Origin of the sequence: Candidatus Poriferisocius sp. (assembly GCF_965204015.1) — a bacterium.
Lineage (GTDB): Bacteria > Actinomycetota > Acidimicrobiia > Acidimicrobiales > Bin134 > Poriferisocius.
The window spans coordinates 1,877,873-1,893,266 of record NZ_OZ241965.1; the positions used below are offsets into that span (position 1 = coordinate 1,877,873).

Genomic DNA, 15,394 nt, shown 5'->3' on the forward strand with positions numbered 1-15,394 from the left:
CTATTGGCCGAGCTGGGGGGCGAGCGGTTTGATCTGGTGATAATTGGTGGGGGGATCACCGGGGCGGGGGTGGCGCGGGATGCGGCCCGACGTGGGCTGCGGGTGGCGCTGGTGGAGGCCAGCGATTTTGCCGCGGGAACCTCGTCCCGCTCCTCCAAGCTGATCCACGGCGGATTGCGCTATCTGGCCATGGGGGAGGTCGGGCTGGTGCGGGAGACGGCGCGGGAGCGCCAGGCCGTACATCAGATGGCACCGCATCTGGCCGAGCCGTGCTGGATGGTGGTGCCGGCTCGCAGCCGGGCCAGCCTGATGAAGATCCGGGCCGGAATCGGCGCCTACGAGAAGCTCGGCGCCGTGACCGACGCCGACCGGCACCTCAGCTGGGATCGGGACGCTCTTGGCGAGCGAGAGCCCTGCCTCCGGCGGGACGAGTATCCGTGGGTATGCGCCTACCGGGAGTACATGACCGATGACGCCCGCCTCGTTCTGGCCGTGCTGCGCGATGCGGTGGGCGCTGGTGCCCAGGTGGCGAGCAGGCTGCCGGTAGTGGACGTGATCTGGGAAGGGGATCGGATCGACGGGGTGGTGACCGAATGCGGGGTGAGCGGCAACCGGGTGGAGATCCGCTCTGATGCGGTGGTCAACGCCACCGGACCTTGGGTGGAGCGCCTAGCCAACCTGGAGGAGAAGAGCGCTGCCGACCGCCTCCACCCCTCCAAGGGAATACACATCGTGGTGGACGCCGTCCGGCTCCCTGTGCGGAACCTCGTGATCATGGAAACCCATGACAAGCGCAGCATCTTCGTGCTGCCCCGAGGCGACTCTGTGGCCATCGGCACCACCGACACCAGCTATCACGGGAGCCAGCTTCTTTGGCCCGAGATCAAGCAAACCGACGTGGAGTACCTGCTTCACCCGCTCAAGCGCTACTTCGATGTCGAGCCTCTAGGCCTCGACGACGTGGTGGCGGCCTGGTCGGGGGTACGCCCGCTGGTAGCCCAAGAGGGCAAGGAGGCCACCGAGATCTCCCGCAAGGAGGAGGTGTGGGTGGGAACTGGGGGGATGATCACCGTCGCGGGCGGCAAGCTCACCGGCTTTCGCACCATGGCGATGACGGTGCTCGATTTCGTGGCTGAGCGGTTGGGCCGATCACTGGCACCGGGGCCGGGCCCCGACCCGATCCCCGGCGGTAATTTCTCGTCGAGCCTCGACCACCACGCGGCATCGGTGGCCGCCACCGGAGTCGATCGCCCGCTGGCCGACCGCTTGGTGCGGCTCTACGGCGACGAAACCGGCCCAGTGCTGGCCCGGGGCGACGAACCGCTGGTTCCCGGCGGCCGGGTGGTGGCCGGCGAAGTGAGCTGGGCTGTGGAGGTGGACGGTGCTCTGACCCTCGAAGACTTCATCTATCGCCGCACTCGGGCCGCCTGGTACACGCCCGCCGAGCGTGTGGCCCTGCTCGCCCCGGCGGCAACTCGGATGGCCGATCTGCTGGGATGGGACGAGGCCCGCACCGCCGCTGAGATCGAATCGGTTCAAGCCCGCTACGCCAGCGAGCTCCAATTTCAGGACAACACCGGATGACGCTTCTCGACGAACTCGCCGGCCTGCTGGGCGACGAGCTCCTTCTCGACGACGACGCCCGTCGACGCCGGGCCCGCGATACCTGGCCCCGCTCCGAGTTAGACCAGTGGCAAGGCCGGCTGGCGCTGCCTGCGGCGGTGGCGATGCCCTCGACAGCCCAACTGGTGGCCGAGACAGTGCGGATATGCCGGGCCTACGGGGTGCCGATGATTCCCCGGGGCGCCGGGTCGGGCTGCGTCGGCGGTGTCTTGGCGTCTTCCGACTCGGTGGTGATTAGCACCGAGCGCTTGAGCGGGCTGCGGTGGCTCGACTCGGTGGACGGTTTGGCGGCGTTCGGGGCGGGCACCATGGGCATCGACGCCGAGAACCGGGTGCGAGGAGACGGCTTCACCATCGGGCATTGGCCTCAATCGATCGAGGTGTCCTCAGTGGGCGGATGGGTGGCCACCCGTGCCTCAGGCCAGTACTCCACCGCCTACGGAAATATCGAGGACATCGTGTATTCGGTGGAGGCCGTGCTGCCCGACGGGTCGCTCTTTCGATCGCGGCCCACTCCCCGGGCATCGGCCGGGCCCGATCTGCGCCAGCTGCTGCTGGGCAGCGAGGGCACGCTCGGAGTCATCACCGAAGTGACATTCTCGTTGCGCCCGCTTCCCGAGCCGGGGGTGCGCCAGGCGTTCCACTTCAAGGACATGAGCGCGGGAATCGACGCGGTGCGAAGCGTGATCGTGCCCGGCTGGCGGCCCCCGGTGGTGCGCTTGTACGACGCTGGTGAGACGCGCCGCCACTTCCGCGACCATGTGCCCAAAGGCCGCTGCGTGGCAATCTTTCTGCACGAGGGACCGCCCGGTCACGCGGAGTTGGAGGCCGCCGCGGTAGCCGAGCTATGCCGGACGGGGGGAGGCGAGCCAGCCGACCCCGGTGCGGTGGACCACTGGTTCGAGCACCGCAACACCGTGCCCACCTGGACCGAGCTCTTCGAGCAGGGCCTGGTGGCCGACACCATCGAGGTGGCCACAGGCTGGCACCACCTGGCCCGGCTCTACACCGCGGTCATCGAGGCCATCAGCGCGGTGCCCACCGTGATCGCGGCCACGGCCCACACCTCGCACGCCTACCAGTCCGGGGCCAACCTCTACTTCACCTTCGCCGCCCAGCCGTCTGATCCCGACGAGTACCAGTCGGTCTACGACGCCTGCTGGACCGCGGCCATGGGCGCGGCCACAGACAGCGGCGCCGGCATCGCCCACCACCACGGCATCGGCCGAGTCCGCCGCCCCTGGATGGCCGACGAGCACGGCAACGCCGGCATCGGCATCCTGCGAGCCGTCAAAGCCGCTATCGACCCCCAGAACCTAATGAACCCCGGCGTCTTGATCCCCGACTGACCGCCGGCCGCCTATGGGGCCCGCAGCATGGCAACCCCCATGCACCGCCCCGCTCGACCGGATTGGCCGCGGTGGGAGAAGAAGCGCCGGGCGTCCAGCGTGTCCATTCGACAGTCTTCAATATTCTTGAGCCACACACCGGCATCCAGCAGCTGTTGTTTGACCATGAACGGGATGTCCAGATGCGGCTTGTCTCCCACGTCGTAGAGAACCGCCGGTTGCTGATGGAACTCCCCCTCGGCCTGCATGGCCTCGTTCATTGAGACCTCTAGGGAAAGCGGCTGAAGGCAGGGCCCGATGCCAGCCTGGATATCCCGTGGTCGACTGCCGAACTCCCGAGCCATGGTCTCCACTGCCTTCTGGGCGATGCGTCCAATTGCCCCGCGCCATCCCACGTGCACGACGCCGATGGCCGGCTGTGCCGGGTCGTAGAGCATCACCGGCGCGCAGTCGGCCACCAGGACGGCCATCGGGAGATTCGGCGTGCTGGTTACCAGCGCATCGCAGGCGGCTATCCCTAAATCGGCCGAATCGGCCCCCCTACCCCTGTCCTGCTCGCCGACGACTTTGACCCGAACCCCGTGCACCTGACGGGGCACCACCAGGTGCCGGAAATCGAAGCCGAGGCCGTCGCCCGCGACCTTGCGGTTGGCGACAACGCGCGCCGGATCATCCCCCACCTCATAGCTAAGGTTGAGGCTGCCCAACTCCCCCCTGCTCACGCCACCCTCACGGCCCGTGACCGCAGCTAGCGCCTGATCACTGTCGAAGCTAAACCGGATTGCATCCATTCGCGTTCCTCACGACGAACCAGTCAAAATCGTACGGGAAGTGGTGTTCCAACAGGAGTAGATCATGTACGAATCTCCAGTGTGGTCCTCGCCGGTTCTGCGGTCGGTACGCGGGGTGGTCGAGCGCTCCCGGCACGTTCGCACATCGGTTGAGGCCATCGAGCAAGTGGCTTCGTGGATGGCCTACGAGGAGTTCGCTTTTCCGTCTGGCGCGGTCGATGAGGCAGTCAGCGACCGGACCGACCCGGCAGAGATCATCGACGTCTCGTTCTTCTATGCGGTCATGAACTTCGCCTTCACCGACTTCGACTCCGGGATGAAGTTCGCCGCCGACTATGGGGGTCGCACTTGGTCGGATAGCGAGGGCATGTTCGCCTGCGTTGCCCGGGCGTTGGACGATGGCGTGCCGCTGACCGACGGCGCCTACCTGGCCGAGATCAGCCGAGCCGAACTGGGCCGAGTGTTCACCGGGAACATCGAGCTCCCCATGCTCGATGAGCGGGTCGAAATCCTCAACGCGGCGGGCCAAGTTCTGGCCGAGCGCTATGGCGGCAGCGCCCACCGGTTCGTGGCCGACTGCGCGCCCGCCATGTACGCCGCGGGCAACGGTCTGATGGAGCGGCTCGTGGCCGAGTTCCCCCGGTTCAACGATGTCAGCACTCACGATGGCCATGAGGTGCAGTTGCACAAGCTGGCCCAGCTCTGGCTGTGGCAACTGCACATGGCACTGGCCAGTGAAGGTGCCTTCGCAGTCGCTGACCTGGATCGGATGACCGCGTTCGCGGACTACATCGTCCCCGTCGCCCTGCGGCTCATGGACATCTTGTCCTATGCCCCAGATCTGGAAGCTGCCATCAACAGAGGCGAACTGATCGCCGCGGACAGCCCTGAAGAAGTGGAGATCCGGGCTCACACCCTCTATGCCACCGCTCTGCTCACCGACGCCATCAACCAGATCCGCCCACCGTCGGCGGCACTCGTAGTCCCCCAGGTGGACTTCCGGCTCTGGAAGGCCTACCACGCCACCTTCTGGCCCCACCACCTAACCCGCACCATCATGTACTGACCACTTGAGTGCAGGTTCTTGGGGCTTGAACAGCCCGAACACGCCCGGCGGATGTCATCAGCGCGGAGAGAGCTAGGAGCGGGTCGCTGCTGGAGGCAGTCTGGCCTGGTAGGCGTTGGTGAGGCGGGGCCACCACCGATTCCAAAACGAGCCCGAGGTCAAGGCGAGGGCGCGATCAATCTCTTGGGTGTAGGACTGCATCAGCTGGGAATTGCGGAATAGCTCGCTTTGGGTGCTTGCTGCGGAGTGCGCGGCCAAGAAGGCCTGACGCGCCTCAGTGCCGGGCCATCGGTCGGGAAGGAGCTCGGTCGGCAAGAGCGGATCGTCGCGCATGACCGCTTCGGTGGCGACGATGGCCGAAACCATGGCAGCGGCCACCTGGTCGCCGTCCATCGTTCGGGCCTGCTCGGCTATGGACTCCAATTGCCGGCCAACCACCTCGTACCGCCCGGCGAGGTCGGCCAACGGCCAAAGCCGCTCGACCAGATGCTCGTCGGACAGTTCCTCCCCGACTCGGATCGTTCGGGTGGCGAAAGTCGTCACAGCGTCGGACACCTCGAGGTGGTCGGCAAGCTGGAAGACGAAGTCAGTCAGGTCGTAGGCGTGGACGTAGAGCCCCGACTGGACAGGGGCAGCCCCAAACTCAACTAGGAGGTTGCGAATGGCATCACGGGCGCCCCGACGCCTCTCTGGAATCCCGAACCCGACCAGCCGCCAATACCGATCCCAGGGTTCGAGCCCGGCATCGACTCGATGGGCAAAGGCCGACCAGCCAATATCCGCATCGAGCTCGGCCCGCCCCGCATCGGTCACCCAATATTCCGCTAAGCGGCCCCGACCCCCGGATTGAGTCAACAACCCCTCCCTGACAACCCGGCCGAGACAGTCGCGCATTGCCTTGTCGGAATGCCCGAGGAGGGAGGCCATCGCAAACAGAGGGCCGGCTGACACCCGTCCGTCTTGGCCTATCCCCGACAGGACAAGAGCACGAGTTGGAACAGAACTCATAGGGCCACTGTGCTCCTCTCCCTGGGACCTGCCATGTTGTCGTATTTTATCAACGACCGTTGTAATTTTGCGACAATACCGCTACATTGCCCCCTGTGAGTTCCGCTGCGCTGACGTTCGCCCCCGACCGTGCCCTGCCCAACGTCGCCTATCGGGATCCTTCGTTCTTTGAGGCCGAAAAGGGCGGCATCTGGCACGGAGATTGGGTGTTCGTCACCACCGAGGATCATGTTGGCGCTGAAGGCGATCAGCTTCCGGTCATCATCGGCAACCAACCAGTCCTGTTGTGGCGCAATCAGCAGGGCGAGCTGGCGGCAATGTCGAACCTTTGCGCTCATCGGGGAACCCAGCTGGTTGATCGGCCCTCAAATGCCAAGCGAATCCAGTGTCCGTACCATGCTTGGACATACAACGACGACGGTCGGCTGCTGTCGGTGCCGTTTGCGCCGAACGACGCCATCGACAAGGCAGCGCATTGCCTGCCGAAGTACCGAGTCGAGTCTTGGCACGGCTTGGTGTTCGTGAGCCTCAATCCCGACGTGGAGCCGCTCACCGAGCGTTTCGCGGCCATCGAGCCCCACGTGGTCGCCCACGGGATCGACCAAATGGTCCACCGCTCAGACCAGCAAGACACACAGGAGTGGGGCTGCAACTGGAAGCTGGCAATTGTGAACGCAATGGAGAGCTACCACTTGTTCCAGGTCCACCCCAAGACGCTCGAGCCCTTCACGCCGACCAGGGACGCCTACTACATCACTGGCTCGGCCAGGGCGACAGCCACCGGTGGCAAGGCGGAAAACCAGGACGACTACCTCCTGATCAGCCTGCCGCCCAACTTCGTGGGCGTGTTCAACTCCGGCGGCTTCTACTGGCAGACGGCCCACCCGATCGGCGCTGAACGCTGCACCATCCGCACTGGCGGGGCTGCTGCCTCATCTCCCGGTGGTCGCACCAATGATCGATTCAGGCGCTGGACCAGCCGATTGGCCAGTACCGCGGCGGCCTACTCCCTGCCGGACTTCCTGCCCGAGGACAAAGCCATCTGCGAGAGAGGACAGCGTGGTGCCATCGGGGATTTTGAGCCCGGACGTCTCGTTCCCATTGAGCGGGTAGTGGCCGACTTCGGCCACTACCTCAATTGGCGGATCAACGGCATTGAGCCGCCCGCCGTCCACGCCGAGGAGATCCGGTGATCCCAAATCCTGCACGACCAACCCAATCCCGATCCTTGCGGTTGTGGCCGACATGGACTGCGGTGGCCGCGGTGTGGGCCTTTTCGCTATCCAACCAGATTTGGCTCTTTGCCCTGCTGTTCTTGGCCTGGGCCGCATTCGACATCGTCACCGGCGAGAGCAGCTTCGTCCAGCGCGTCACCCGCCGCGAGCAACCGGGTACTTATTGGCTGGTGGTCTGTACCTGGGTCGTGTTGTCAGTTTTGTGGCTCATCTATCCGGGATAGGTCAGGCGCTGAGCTCGGCGAGGAGGGCGGTGGCCAGGGTTCGGTAGTGGGATTCCTCGTTGTAGAGGTGGGCGGAGATTCGCAGCAGGCGCTCGGGCGGGTCGGGCCAGGCAAATACTGGTACCAGGATGTTGTGCTTGTCGGCCAGCGCGTCCATGAGGGGGTCGAATATCTCTGATCCTGAATGGTCGGCGGGAGGGACCGGTACCGAGGCGATGGACCCGATCATGTCCTCTGGGGCTGGGGGATCGATCCCCAGGGCGTCGAGCAGGATTTCCCGACCGGTCAGGCACAGCTCCCGAATGGCCTTTCGGACCCCGGACCAGCCGTCGGGGTGCATGGCGGCCACTGCGTCCAGGGCGTCGGGCACCGTGAGCCAAGGGCTGGGGTCCTGGGTTCCCGTCCAGTCGAATTGGGCATGGAAGTGGCTGCTGCTCGATGGCCAGCCGCCGTTGTAGCCGTGGCTGATGACCGGGGGGTACACCCCCTCCCGGCGGTCCTCCCGAACCCAGAGCAACGCCGCTCCCTTGGCCGCGCACATCCACTTGTGGCAGTTGGCGGTCACATAGGAGACGCCTAAAGCAGAAACGTCGAAGTCGATCATGCCGGGGCCGTGGGCTGCGTCCACCAACACCGCCACATCGGGCTCTAAGGCGGAGGCAAGCTCGGCCACCGGCATCACCAGCCCCGTGGCCGAGGTCACCGCGTCGATCAGCAGGACGCGGGTGCGATCGGTGACCGCCCCGAGCACGGCATCGACAATCTCCTGGGAGGACTCCAGCGGGAACGGCGCCCGGGCGGTGACCACCTGGGCACCAGTCCGCTCCGCCGAGACCACCGCCGCGTTCACGCAGGCGTTGTATTCGTGGTCGGTAATGAGAATCTCATCGCCGGGAGCCAGGCTCGGCTCCAGCGACCGCATCACCGCGTTCACACCGGTGGTGGCGTTATTCACGAACACCAGTCCCGCCTCATCGGCCCCCACGAAGTCGGCCACCACCCGGCGGGCGGTATCCAGTTCATGCTGGTACTCGTCGCCCACGAAATACCTGGTGGGATTGGCCTCCATACGCCGGCGCACCCGCTCCTGCGCTTCCAGCACAGAGGCCGGCGTCGCCCCGAACGACCCGTGGTTGAGGTGCAGCACCCCGTCTTCAAGCAGCCACGGACTCACAGAAACCACCGCCGAACCCTACAACGGCGCCCGACGCGGCTATCCGGCATTTGCGCAGCCCACACTCGCCCGTATCATGCGGCATCGACAGGAGGCGACGACATGTCTGAAACGAACCTGGCCGTCGGCAGCCAGATCCAGCTTGGCCACTCGATGATCACCTTCATCGAGCCGCACCGCGGCGAGGGGCTGCACGAGTACAACCGCTGGTACGAGCACGACCATGCTTATGCCGCCATGTTGGCCGCGCCGGGCTGCTTCGCCTACCGGCGCTACGTGGCCCCGAGGCGGCTCAAGGATCTGCGCTTCCCTGCCGACGGCTCGGTGGCCGACCCGGTAGACAACGGCTCGTTCATCGCCCTCTACTGGATGGAGGAGGGGCGAGACACCGACACCTTCGGCTATTCGTTCTCGGTCGGCCCCGACCTGTTCGCCGCGGGCCGGATGAACCCCAACCGCGACCACGTCAGCACCGCCGGCTACGACATCGCCGGAGCGGTCGGCAGAGGCCCGGAACCAGTCCCGCCCGAGATAGCCCTCGACCACCCCTACGAAGGCCTAGTCGTGGCCTGGATCAGAGGCGACGACACCGATTCAGTGCTGGCGGCCGCGGCCGGATTGCGAGCGGGGAGCGACCTTGAGCTGCTGGCTGAGGACAGCCCCATCGGCCAGATCATCGACTTCGTCCAAGTCAACCGAGAAGGCGGCATGCCGCCCCTCACCGGCGAGTGCCCCGAGGTGATCCGCCTCTACTTCTGCGATCAAGACCCCGAACACTGCTGGGACACCTTCGCCACCCTCGCCAACGACGTCACCGCCCAAGGCGCCCGCCTAGAGCTCCTCGCCCCCTTCATCCCCACCATCCCCGGCACCACCCAATACCTAGACGAACTCTGGTAGGTGCGGCCGACCAACAGGCCATTGACGCCCTAGAGCGCTTCCTTCGCAAGCACCCCAACGCCTCGGCCTCGACTACTGAACTGATCCGCACGACAATGTCGCAATCTGCCTCTATGATGAGGTCATAGCACCCTGAGTGCTTCGCCGCTCAGGACCCGGGGCCCTTCCTTTTGAGGGGCCCCTGTCACTTTGATGAGTGTCTCCGAAGTCCTCGACCGCCTCGCCCGATCCGGCCTCCCCCGCTCGGTAGCAGCGCTGAAGGACAATTAAGGTTCCACTCGCAGCGACGCTTGCTGACTGGCATCGATACATCGATCCAATGCAGTTCTGATTTCAGACCAAGCGATCGGTGTCCCGAACCGCCCACCCAGAGTCGTAAGGCCGACAGTCTTCTACGCTCCGAACTCATCGTCGAGGGCATGTTTTGATACCACCCAGAACTTCCAGTACGTGGGGTCGCCGACGTTTTCGGTGGTTGCGTGGATCTGCTCGGCGCTCCCATTGGAATGGCCGATGTAGCGAGGATGTTCGGAAACACCCTCGTCCGTCGCGCACTTCGTCTCATGGAGGCAGAGCACATACACGTCTGCGCACCTCTCGGGAGGGACGTGCTCAACCATCTCGCCGGTCTTGGCGTCCCAGCACCAACGCCTAGGTGCGATGTTGAAGATCGGTTTCGAAGGCTGGACCTGGTACCAGGTCTGGCAAAAGCCCGACGCCTTGACCTCGACTCTTGTCGTTCCATAGGAAAGATCGTAAGAATCCCACTCAAGGCGCACATCACCTTCGCTGATGATCCCAAGCGCTTGCCCCACCAACCACTCCGCGAAGATCCCCCGATTCCGGTTCTCAACAAGGTTCCCCATAGCCCAACTGTGGAACCCCTCGATGTCCAGTCTGCGCTCACCCACATCAATGAACTTACTGACAACAAATCCCGAGTTGCTGGCGTGGGGCGGCCTATGCGGTTGACCGGGACATGACAGCAGTCCAGAAGGTCGTCATGTCTTCGACGAAGAAGGGGGCGAGGTCGGGGGTTCCGGCGATGTGGGCGCCGCGGGTGGCGAAGCCGGCTTTAGCGGCGTAGAGGAAGCCGTCGAGATCGACTAGGGCCGGGTCGGGCTGGTCGGAGGTGGGGAGGATGAAGGCGCCGTCGTCGGCGATGTAGACGGTGGGGGCTGCGGGGGCCACGGCGGCATCGGGTATGTGTTCGAGGGGGGTAGTGCGGTCGAAGCTGTGGTGTGCGCCCCCCACGATCCGCACGCTGGCGTCGCCGCCTGCGACTCGGATGGCCTGGATGTGGGCCTGGACCTGGGTGGGCGAGCACCAGTCGTCGAGGTCTCCGATGATGGCGCGGACCTGAGTGCTGCCTACGGAGGGGTTGAGGAACTGGTGGCCGCACCAGGGGTAGGCGGCGTAGACCCCGACGAGCTTTGGGGCGTTGGCCGCGGCGGCCAGATGCACTGACGCGGCGCTCAGAACGGCAGAACCTCCCCGGCTGTGGCCTTGCGCTCCGATTCGCGAAGCGTCGATTTCGGGCCGGGTCGCCAGTACCTCAGCAGTGGCCAAGACATCCCAGGCGCTAGCCGCAAAGGAGTACTGGATCTGATTGTCCACCGTGGAAACGACACCACGGGGGCCGAAGGGATCAACGGCGCATGCTGCGATTCCGGCATCGGTGATCGTCGCCGCGTGGGACAGGTGATGCGACTGAAAGCCCAGGCTGCCGGGAACGACGATCACCACCGGAAGCGGCCCGGCTCCATCGGGCACAAAGAGCTTGCCCCAGAGGTCAAGGCGCGGCATCGCCGCCGTGTCGGAAATGGCCTGATAGAAGTTCTTGGGATTGGCCGACAGAATGGTCAGCGCCTCACCGGCCAGCCCATTCTCCAAGCAGAAGTCGCCGTGGTAGACGGCGCCGTCTTCGTCCACCGAGCCACCTTAGTGGCCTCTTGGTTGATCTCGGAGAGGTGACGGGGACAACATATGGCAACCCTTTCCGTTTGAACACCCTCGTTACGGAGGAGGCGACATGACCACTCCCGGACAGCCTGGCCAGGGTGATTCCGACATTGATGCCATCAAGCGAGGGCATGTGCCGGTGGTCGATCTGGAGCCCTCCACTTCAGGCGATCCGGCAGCACGCTCGGCCATTGCCGCCGAGGTCGGTGCTGCCTGCGAGTCGCTGGGCTTCCTCGTTGTCACAGGACACGGTGTCCCGAGCGAAACTGTCCACAATCTGATAGCGGCGTCGTGGAGGTACTTCGATCTGCCCGAAGACGACAAACGGCGTTGGATGCCCCCAAGCCCGTATGTGTTTCGCGGGTACTTCCCAATCCAAAGCTCGGCACTGGCCGGCAGTCTCGACGTCGAGACGCCTCCCGATTTGTGCGAGGTCTTCGCCGTCAACCGCTTCGATGACCCCGCTGACGCAACCGCTGCCGGCCTTCAAGAGGGCCGCGAAGGCTTCTTCGCCCCCAACATCTGGCCCGATGTCGAGGGCTTCCGCGAGGCCTGGACCGGTTACTACCGAGCGATGGAGAGCCTGGCCGATGAGCTCATGGCGCTCATGGCCCGTGCGCTCGGCCTCGAGGAGGACTGGTTCGACGACAAGATCGACCAGCACATCTCCAACCTCGTCGTCAACCACTACCCGGCCCAGCACACGCCGCCGACCGAGGGCCAGATACGGCGGGGCGCTCACACCGACTACGGGTCGCTCAGCATTCTGTACCAGGACGACAACCCCGGCGGCCTCCAGGTTCAGCTACGCGACGGAGCGTGGGCCGACATTCCCCACGTTCCCGGCTCGTTCGTGATCAATCTCGGTGACCTGATGGCCGCGTGGACCAACGACCGGTGGGTTTCGACCATGCACCGCGTGGTAAACCCGAGACCAGAGTTCCATGACACGTCACGCATGTCGGTCGTGTTCTTCCACCAGCCAAACTACGACGCAGAGATCCGCTGCATCCCCACATGCACCACACCCGAAGATCCACCCCACTACGAACCGGTGACGTCGGGACAATGGGTCTTGGACAAGCTCTCTAAATCCGTCTACTGACCGGAGCCAGCCGCCTGCTCGACGGGGAGAGGCGAGTCAGGCTCAGATCATGAAGAGAAGCGCTTGACGAGGTTGTCGAGGGTGGTGGCGATGGAGTCTTCGATGAGCTCTTCTTTGATCAACAACATGGTGAGGCGCGGGAATCGGAGATCTCTGTAGTCAGCCGACTCGGTCACCCTGGTGCCGCCCTCTACGGGCTCCAACTCATAGCGCCAGCGGTTCTTGACGAAGTGGCTCCAGGCGATGAGCCGGTTCTCCTCGTATTCCACCACCTTGTTGGTCACTCTGTAGGGGATGCCGTTGGCCTTCATGGCAATCCTGAATTCCGACCCCAGCTTCATAGACCCCTGGCCGGCGATGAGCCTTTGAAGGGTTCCGGAACCGTCGATCTCGGCGTGGCGAGCCGGGTCGGCTAACAGGGCGAAGATCTCCTCGGGAGCAGCCGGAACCACTCGGCTGGCGGTAAAGAGTCGCTTGCTCATGACAATGGCTCAGCCTACGTGAACTCAAGCGGAGAGGGCGGCCTAGTGGTCTCTTTGCCACCTACTCTGACCCGTCACACCGAGCCATAGCCGAAACAGGCATTGGTAGCTGGCCGGCATCGTTGGCCGCGGTCTTGTCCGTGACGGCTTTGGCAGTGGTTACGCTGAGTATTGGAGATGGAATCATGAGGGTTGGCTTCATCGGGCTGGGCAACATCGGCGGGGCGTGTGCCCGCCACGTCGTGGCGGCGGGACATGAGCTGATTGTTGCCGATCTTGATCGTGGCGCCCGACAGCGGCTAGTGGCCGCGGGGGCCGCTGAAGCAGCCGACCCGGCGGCAGTCGCCGATGCGTGCGAAGCCGTTCTCTTGTCGTTGCCCTCACCTGAAGCGTCTCGCACGGTGGTGACCGGCCCCGGCGGCCTCCTCTCGGCTGAGTCGCCGGCCTCGGTGGTGGTCGACCTCTCTACCAACAGTTCGGGAGTGACCAGGGAGCTGCACGAGGCCTGCGCCGCCTCGGGGGTCGACTTCATAGACTGCCCGGTCTCCGGGGGCAGCGTGGGGGCTGAGGCGGGAAACCTCACGCTCATGCCCTCAGGCGACGAAGAGGCTTTTAACAAAGTCAAAGACGTGTTGATGTGCTTCGGCAAAGAGGACACCCAGTGGCTCGGCCCATCGGGCACCGGCACGCTGGTCAAGCTGATCAACAACCAGGTTTTCCTGGTGGGCACCCAGGTGTTCGAAGAGGGGTACCTCATGGCCGCCAAAGCCGGTCTAGACCTGCCCAGATTCCTAGAGGTGCTGCGGGCAAGCTCGGCCGGCTTCTACATGCTGCTGTCTGAAATGATCGTGAACCGCAGATGGGATGACTCAACCTACGATCTTTCGCTGGCCGAGAAAGACCTGCGCCTCGCCCTCGAGTCGGCTGATCAGATCGGCACGCCTCTGCCGTTGACCCGAGCAGCTCACGGGGTGTTGGCCCGTTCGGTGGAATTGGGACTGGGGAGAAATTTCTTCATCGGTGCGCTGGAGGCACTCGAAGACGAGGCTGGTTTCACCATCCCAATACCCTCCCGGGAGGACTGATGGCCGCGCTCGACATCCCCGACCTCAGCAGCTACCAGACGTTCGTTCAGGGATTTCCCCACGAGGCGTTCGCCACCCTGCGGGAGCAGGCGCCCGTGTGGTGGCACGCACCGACCGATCGCACCCCCGACAACGAGGGCTTTTGGTGTGTGAGCACCCACGAGCTGGTGATGGAGGTGTTCCGCAACCCCAAGATCTACTCCAGCCATACCGGAGGGGAGCGCCCGTACGGCGGCACCACAATCAACGACATGGAGATGAGCGGGAAGCTCCTCAACATGATGGACGATCCCCGACACCAGCGAATCCGTCAGCTGGTGAACAAGGGATTCACTCCCAAGATGATCGAGCGGATCCGCGACGACCTCGTAACCAGGTCCCACCAAATTCTCGACAGCGTGGCCCCTGCCCCCGGCGGGCGGGGAGCTTGCGACCTCGTCATCGACGTGGCCGCGGAACTGCCCCTTCAAGCCATATGCATGCTGCTGGGCGTGCCCAACGAGGACCGGCGGATGCTCTGCGAGTGGGTGGACATCACCTCGGAGACCTTCACCCTCGAAGAAATGCCCAACGAGCCCAGTGAGGCCGGCGTCAATATGTTCTTGTACGGCCAGCGACTTATCCAGGAACGCATAGAGGCTCCGGGCGAAGATCTGCTGTCGGTAGTCATCCACGGCGAGCTTCCCAACCAAGATCCTCCTCGGCTCGACAGCGACGAGGTGGCCATGTTCTGGTCGCTGCTGTTCACCGCAGGGTCTGAGACAACCCGAAAGGCCATAGCCGGAGGTCTATGGGAGCTGGTGAAGTCTCCTGATCAGTTGGCCCGCCTCACCGAGGACAGATCCCTCATGGGGACGGCCGTAGAGGAGATCGTTCGATGGACAACGCCGTCGGTCTACAAGCGCCGGACCGCCACCCTGGACACCGCTTTGGGCGGCAAAGCCATCAAGGCTGGCGAGAAAGTCGTTGTGTGGGAGATGTCGGCCAACCGGGACGAGGCGGTGTTCGGCGATCCGTTTGAATTCCGCATCGACCGGAGTCCCAACAACCATTTGGGATTCGGACACGGCCCCCACTTCTGCCTGGGCGCCAACCTGGCTCGACTCGAGATCGACGTGATGCTCAATGCCATCTTGGACCGCTGGACCGATATTGAGATCGTCGGTGATGCCACCTGGACCCGCACCAACCGGTTGAGCGGCCTCAAGACACTGCCAATCGAATTCAACGACGATCAAAGACGCTGACCCCGGTTCCTGGCCTCGCGGGGCACAGGTCATGTCACGAATTGTGTGATGCCCCCAGAGGTTCGAGGCTTGGTCTGGGTATTTGGGTGATCTAGGGTGCGCGCATGAGCCTTGCTGCGCCCCCACAGATCAGCCGGGGCGAA

At 64.4% G+C, this 15,394-nt stretch carries 15 protein-coding genes; 9 read left to right on the forward strand and 6 right to left on the reverse strand.

Translation table 11 applies throughout. The annotated features are described in order from the left end of the window. Positions 1 to 3: 3 nt before the first annotated feature. Positions 4 to 1,584: a glycerol-3-phosphate dehydrogenase/oxidase gene (locus ACOGJC_RS08375; RefSeq protein WP_419848047.1), complete on the forward strand. Its 1,581-nt coding sequence runs from the start codon at positions 4 to 6 to the stop codon at positions 1,582 to 1,584. Continuing rightward, positions 1,581 to 2,972 (forward strand): FAD-binding oxidoreductase, encoded by a 1,392-nt coding sequence (locus ACOGJC_RS08380; RefSeq protein ID WP_419848048.1) that lies wholly within the window; start codon positions 1,581 to 1,583, stop codon positions 2,970 to 2,972. Before ACOGJC_RS08375 ends, ACOGJC_RS08380 begins: the two co-directional genes overlap by 4 nt. 11 nt (positions 2,973 to 2,983) lie before the next feature. Here ACOGJC_RS08380 and ACOGJC_RS08385 read toward each other — a convergent pair whose 3' ends face one another. After that, positions 2,984 to 3,763 (reverse strand): polyphenol oxidase family protein, encoded by a 780-nt coding sequence (locus tag ACOGJC_RS08385; protein ID WP_419848049.1) that lies wholly within the window; start codon positions 3,761 to 3,763, stop codon positions 2,984 to 2,986. A 64-nt stretch (positions 3,764 to 3,827) separates the two neighbouring features. Here ACOGJC_RS08385 and ACOGJC_RS08390 point away from each other — a divergent pair, with 64 nt between their 5' ends. Continuing rightward, positions 3,828 to 4,829, forward strand: coding sequence for a queuosine salvage family protein (locus ACOGJC_RS08390; protein WP_419848050.1), 1,002 nt, complete (start codon positions 3,828 to 3,830; stop codon positions 4,827 to 4,829). 72 nt (positions 4,830 to 4,901) lie between these two features. Here the strand turns inward: ACOGJC_RS08390 and ACOGJC_RS08395 are convergent, their stop codons facing one another. Then, on the reverse strand, positions 4,902 to 5,642 hold the full coding sequence (locus ACOGJC_RS08395; RefSeq protein ID WP_419848051.1) for a PaaX family transcriptional regulator C-terminal domain-containing protein: 741 nt from the start codon (positions 5,640 to 5,642) through the stop codon (positions 4,902 to 4,904). A gap of 290 nt (positions 5,643 to 5,932) precedes the next feature. On the opposite strand from ACOGJC_RS08395, the gene ACOGJC_RS08400 reads away from it, so the two are divergent. Both ACOGJC_RS08400 and ACOGJC_RS08405 read left to right on the forward strand, forming a co-directional pair. Next, the gene (locus tag ACOGJC_RS08400; RefSeq protein WP_419848052.1) at positions 5,933 to 7,030 is read left to right on the forward strand and encodes an aromatic ring-hydroxylating oxygenase subunit alpha; all 1,098 of its coding nucleotides are present in this window, start codon (positions 5,933 to 5,935) and stop codon (positions 7,028 to 7,030) included. A gap of 62 nt (positions 7,031 to 7,092) precedes the next feature. After that, positions 7,093 to 7,296: a hypothetical protein gene (locus ACOGJC_RS08405; RefSeq protein WP_419848053.1), complete on the forward strand. Its 204-nt coding sequence runs from the start codon at positions 7,093 to 7,095 to the stop codon at positions 7,294 to 7,296. A gap of 1 nt (position 7,297) precedes the next feature. On the opposite strand, the gene ACOGJC_RS08410 is transcribed toward ACOGJC_RS08405, so the two are convergent. Further along, positions 7,298 to 8,479, reverse strand: a complete 1,182-nt coding sequence (locus tag ACOGJC_RS08410) for an aminotransferase class V-fold PLP-dependent enzyme (protein ID WP_419848054.1) — start codon at positions 8,477 to 8,479, stop codon at positions 7,298 to 7,300. 93 nt (positions 8,480 to 8,572) lie between these two features. Here ACOGJC_RS08410 and ACOGJC_RS08415 point away from each other — a divergent pair, with 93 nt between their 5' ends. Further along, on the forward strand, positions 8,573 to 9,370 hold the full coding sequence (locus tag ACOGJC_RS08415) for a hypothetical protein (protein ID WP_419848055.1): 798 nt from the start codon (positions 8,573 to 8,575) through the stop codon (positions 9,368 to 9,370). A gap of 392 nt (positions 9,371 to 9,762) precedes the next feature. On the opposite strand, the gene ACOGJC_RS08420 is transcribed toward ACOGJC_RS08415, so the two are convergent. Both ACOGJC_RS08420 and ACOGJC_RS08425 read right to left on the reverse strand, forming a co-directional pair. Then, the gene (locus tag ACOGJC_RS08420) at positions 9,763 to 10,281 is read right to left on the reverse strand and encodes a hypothetical protein (RefSeq protein ID WP_419848056.1); all 519 of its coding nucleotides are present in this window, start codon (positions 10,279 to 10,281) and stop codon (positions 9,763 to 9,765) included. Positions 10,282 to 10,330: 49 nt separating this feature from the next. Beyond that, a complete protein-coding gene (locus ACOGJC_RS08425) occupies positions 10,331 to 11,302 on the reverse strand; it encodes a dienelactone hydrolase family protein (RefSeq protein WP_419848057.1) in 972 nt (323 codons plus the stop codon). A gap of 100 nt (positions 11,303 to 11,402) precedes the next feature. On the opposite strand from ACOGJC_RS08425, the gene ACOGJC_RS08430 reads away from it, so the two are divergent. Then, the gene (locus tag ACOGJC_RS08430; protein WP_419848058.1) at positions 11,403 to 12,437 is read left to right on the forward strand and encodes an isopenicillin N synthase family dioxygenase; all 1,035 of its coding nucleotides are present in this window, start codon (positions 11,403 to 11,405) and stop codon (positions 12,435 to 12,437) included. 47 nt (positions 12,438 to 12,484) lie between these two features. Here the strand turns inward: ACOGJC_RS08430 and ACOGJC_RS08435 are convergent, their stop codons facing one another. Further along, positions 12,485 to 12,919, reverse strand: coding sequence for an SRPBCC family protein (locus ACOGJC_RS08435; protein WP_419848059.1), 435 nt, complete (start codon positions 12,917 to 12,919; stop codon positions 12,485 to 12,487). Between the two features lie 185 nt (positions 12,920 to 13,104). Here ACOGJC_RS08435 and ACOGJC_RS08440 point away from each other — a divergent pair, with 185 nt between their 5' ends. Together ACOGJC_RS08440 and ACOGJC_RS08445 are read left to right on the forward strand one after the other, a co-directional pair. Then, positions 13,105 to 14,004, forward strand: coding sequence for an NAD(P)-dependent oxidoreductase (locus ACOGJC_RS08440; RefSeq protein WP_419848060.1), 900 nt, complete (start codon positions 13,105 to 13,107; stop codon positions 14,002 to 14,004). Continuing rightward, positions 14,004 to 15,251 carry a cytochrome P450 gene (locus ACOGJC_RS08445; protein WP_419848061.1) on the forward strand — a complete coding sequence of 416 codons (1,248 nt, stop codon included), beginning with the start codon at positions 14,004 to 14,006 and terminating at the stop codon, positions 15,249 to 15,251. Before ACOGJC_RS08440 ends, ACOGJC_RS08445 begins: the two co-directional genes overlap by 1 nt. The last annotated feature ends 143 nt before the right edge of the window (positions 15,252 to 15,394 follow it).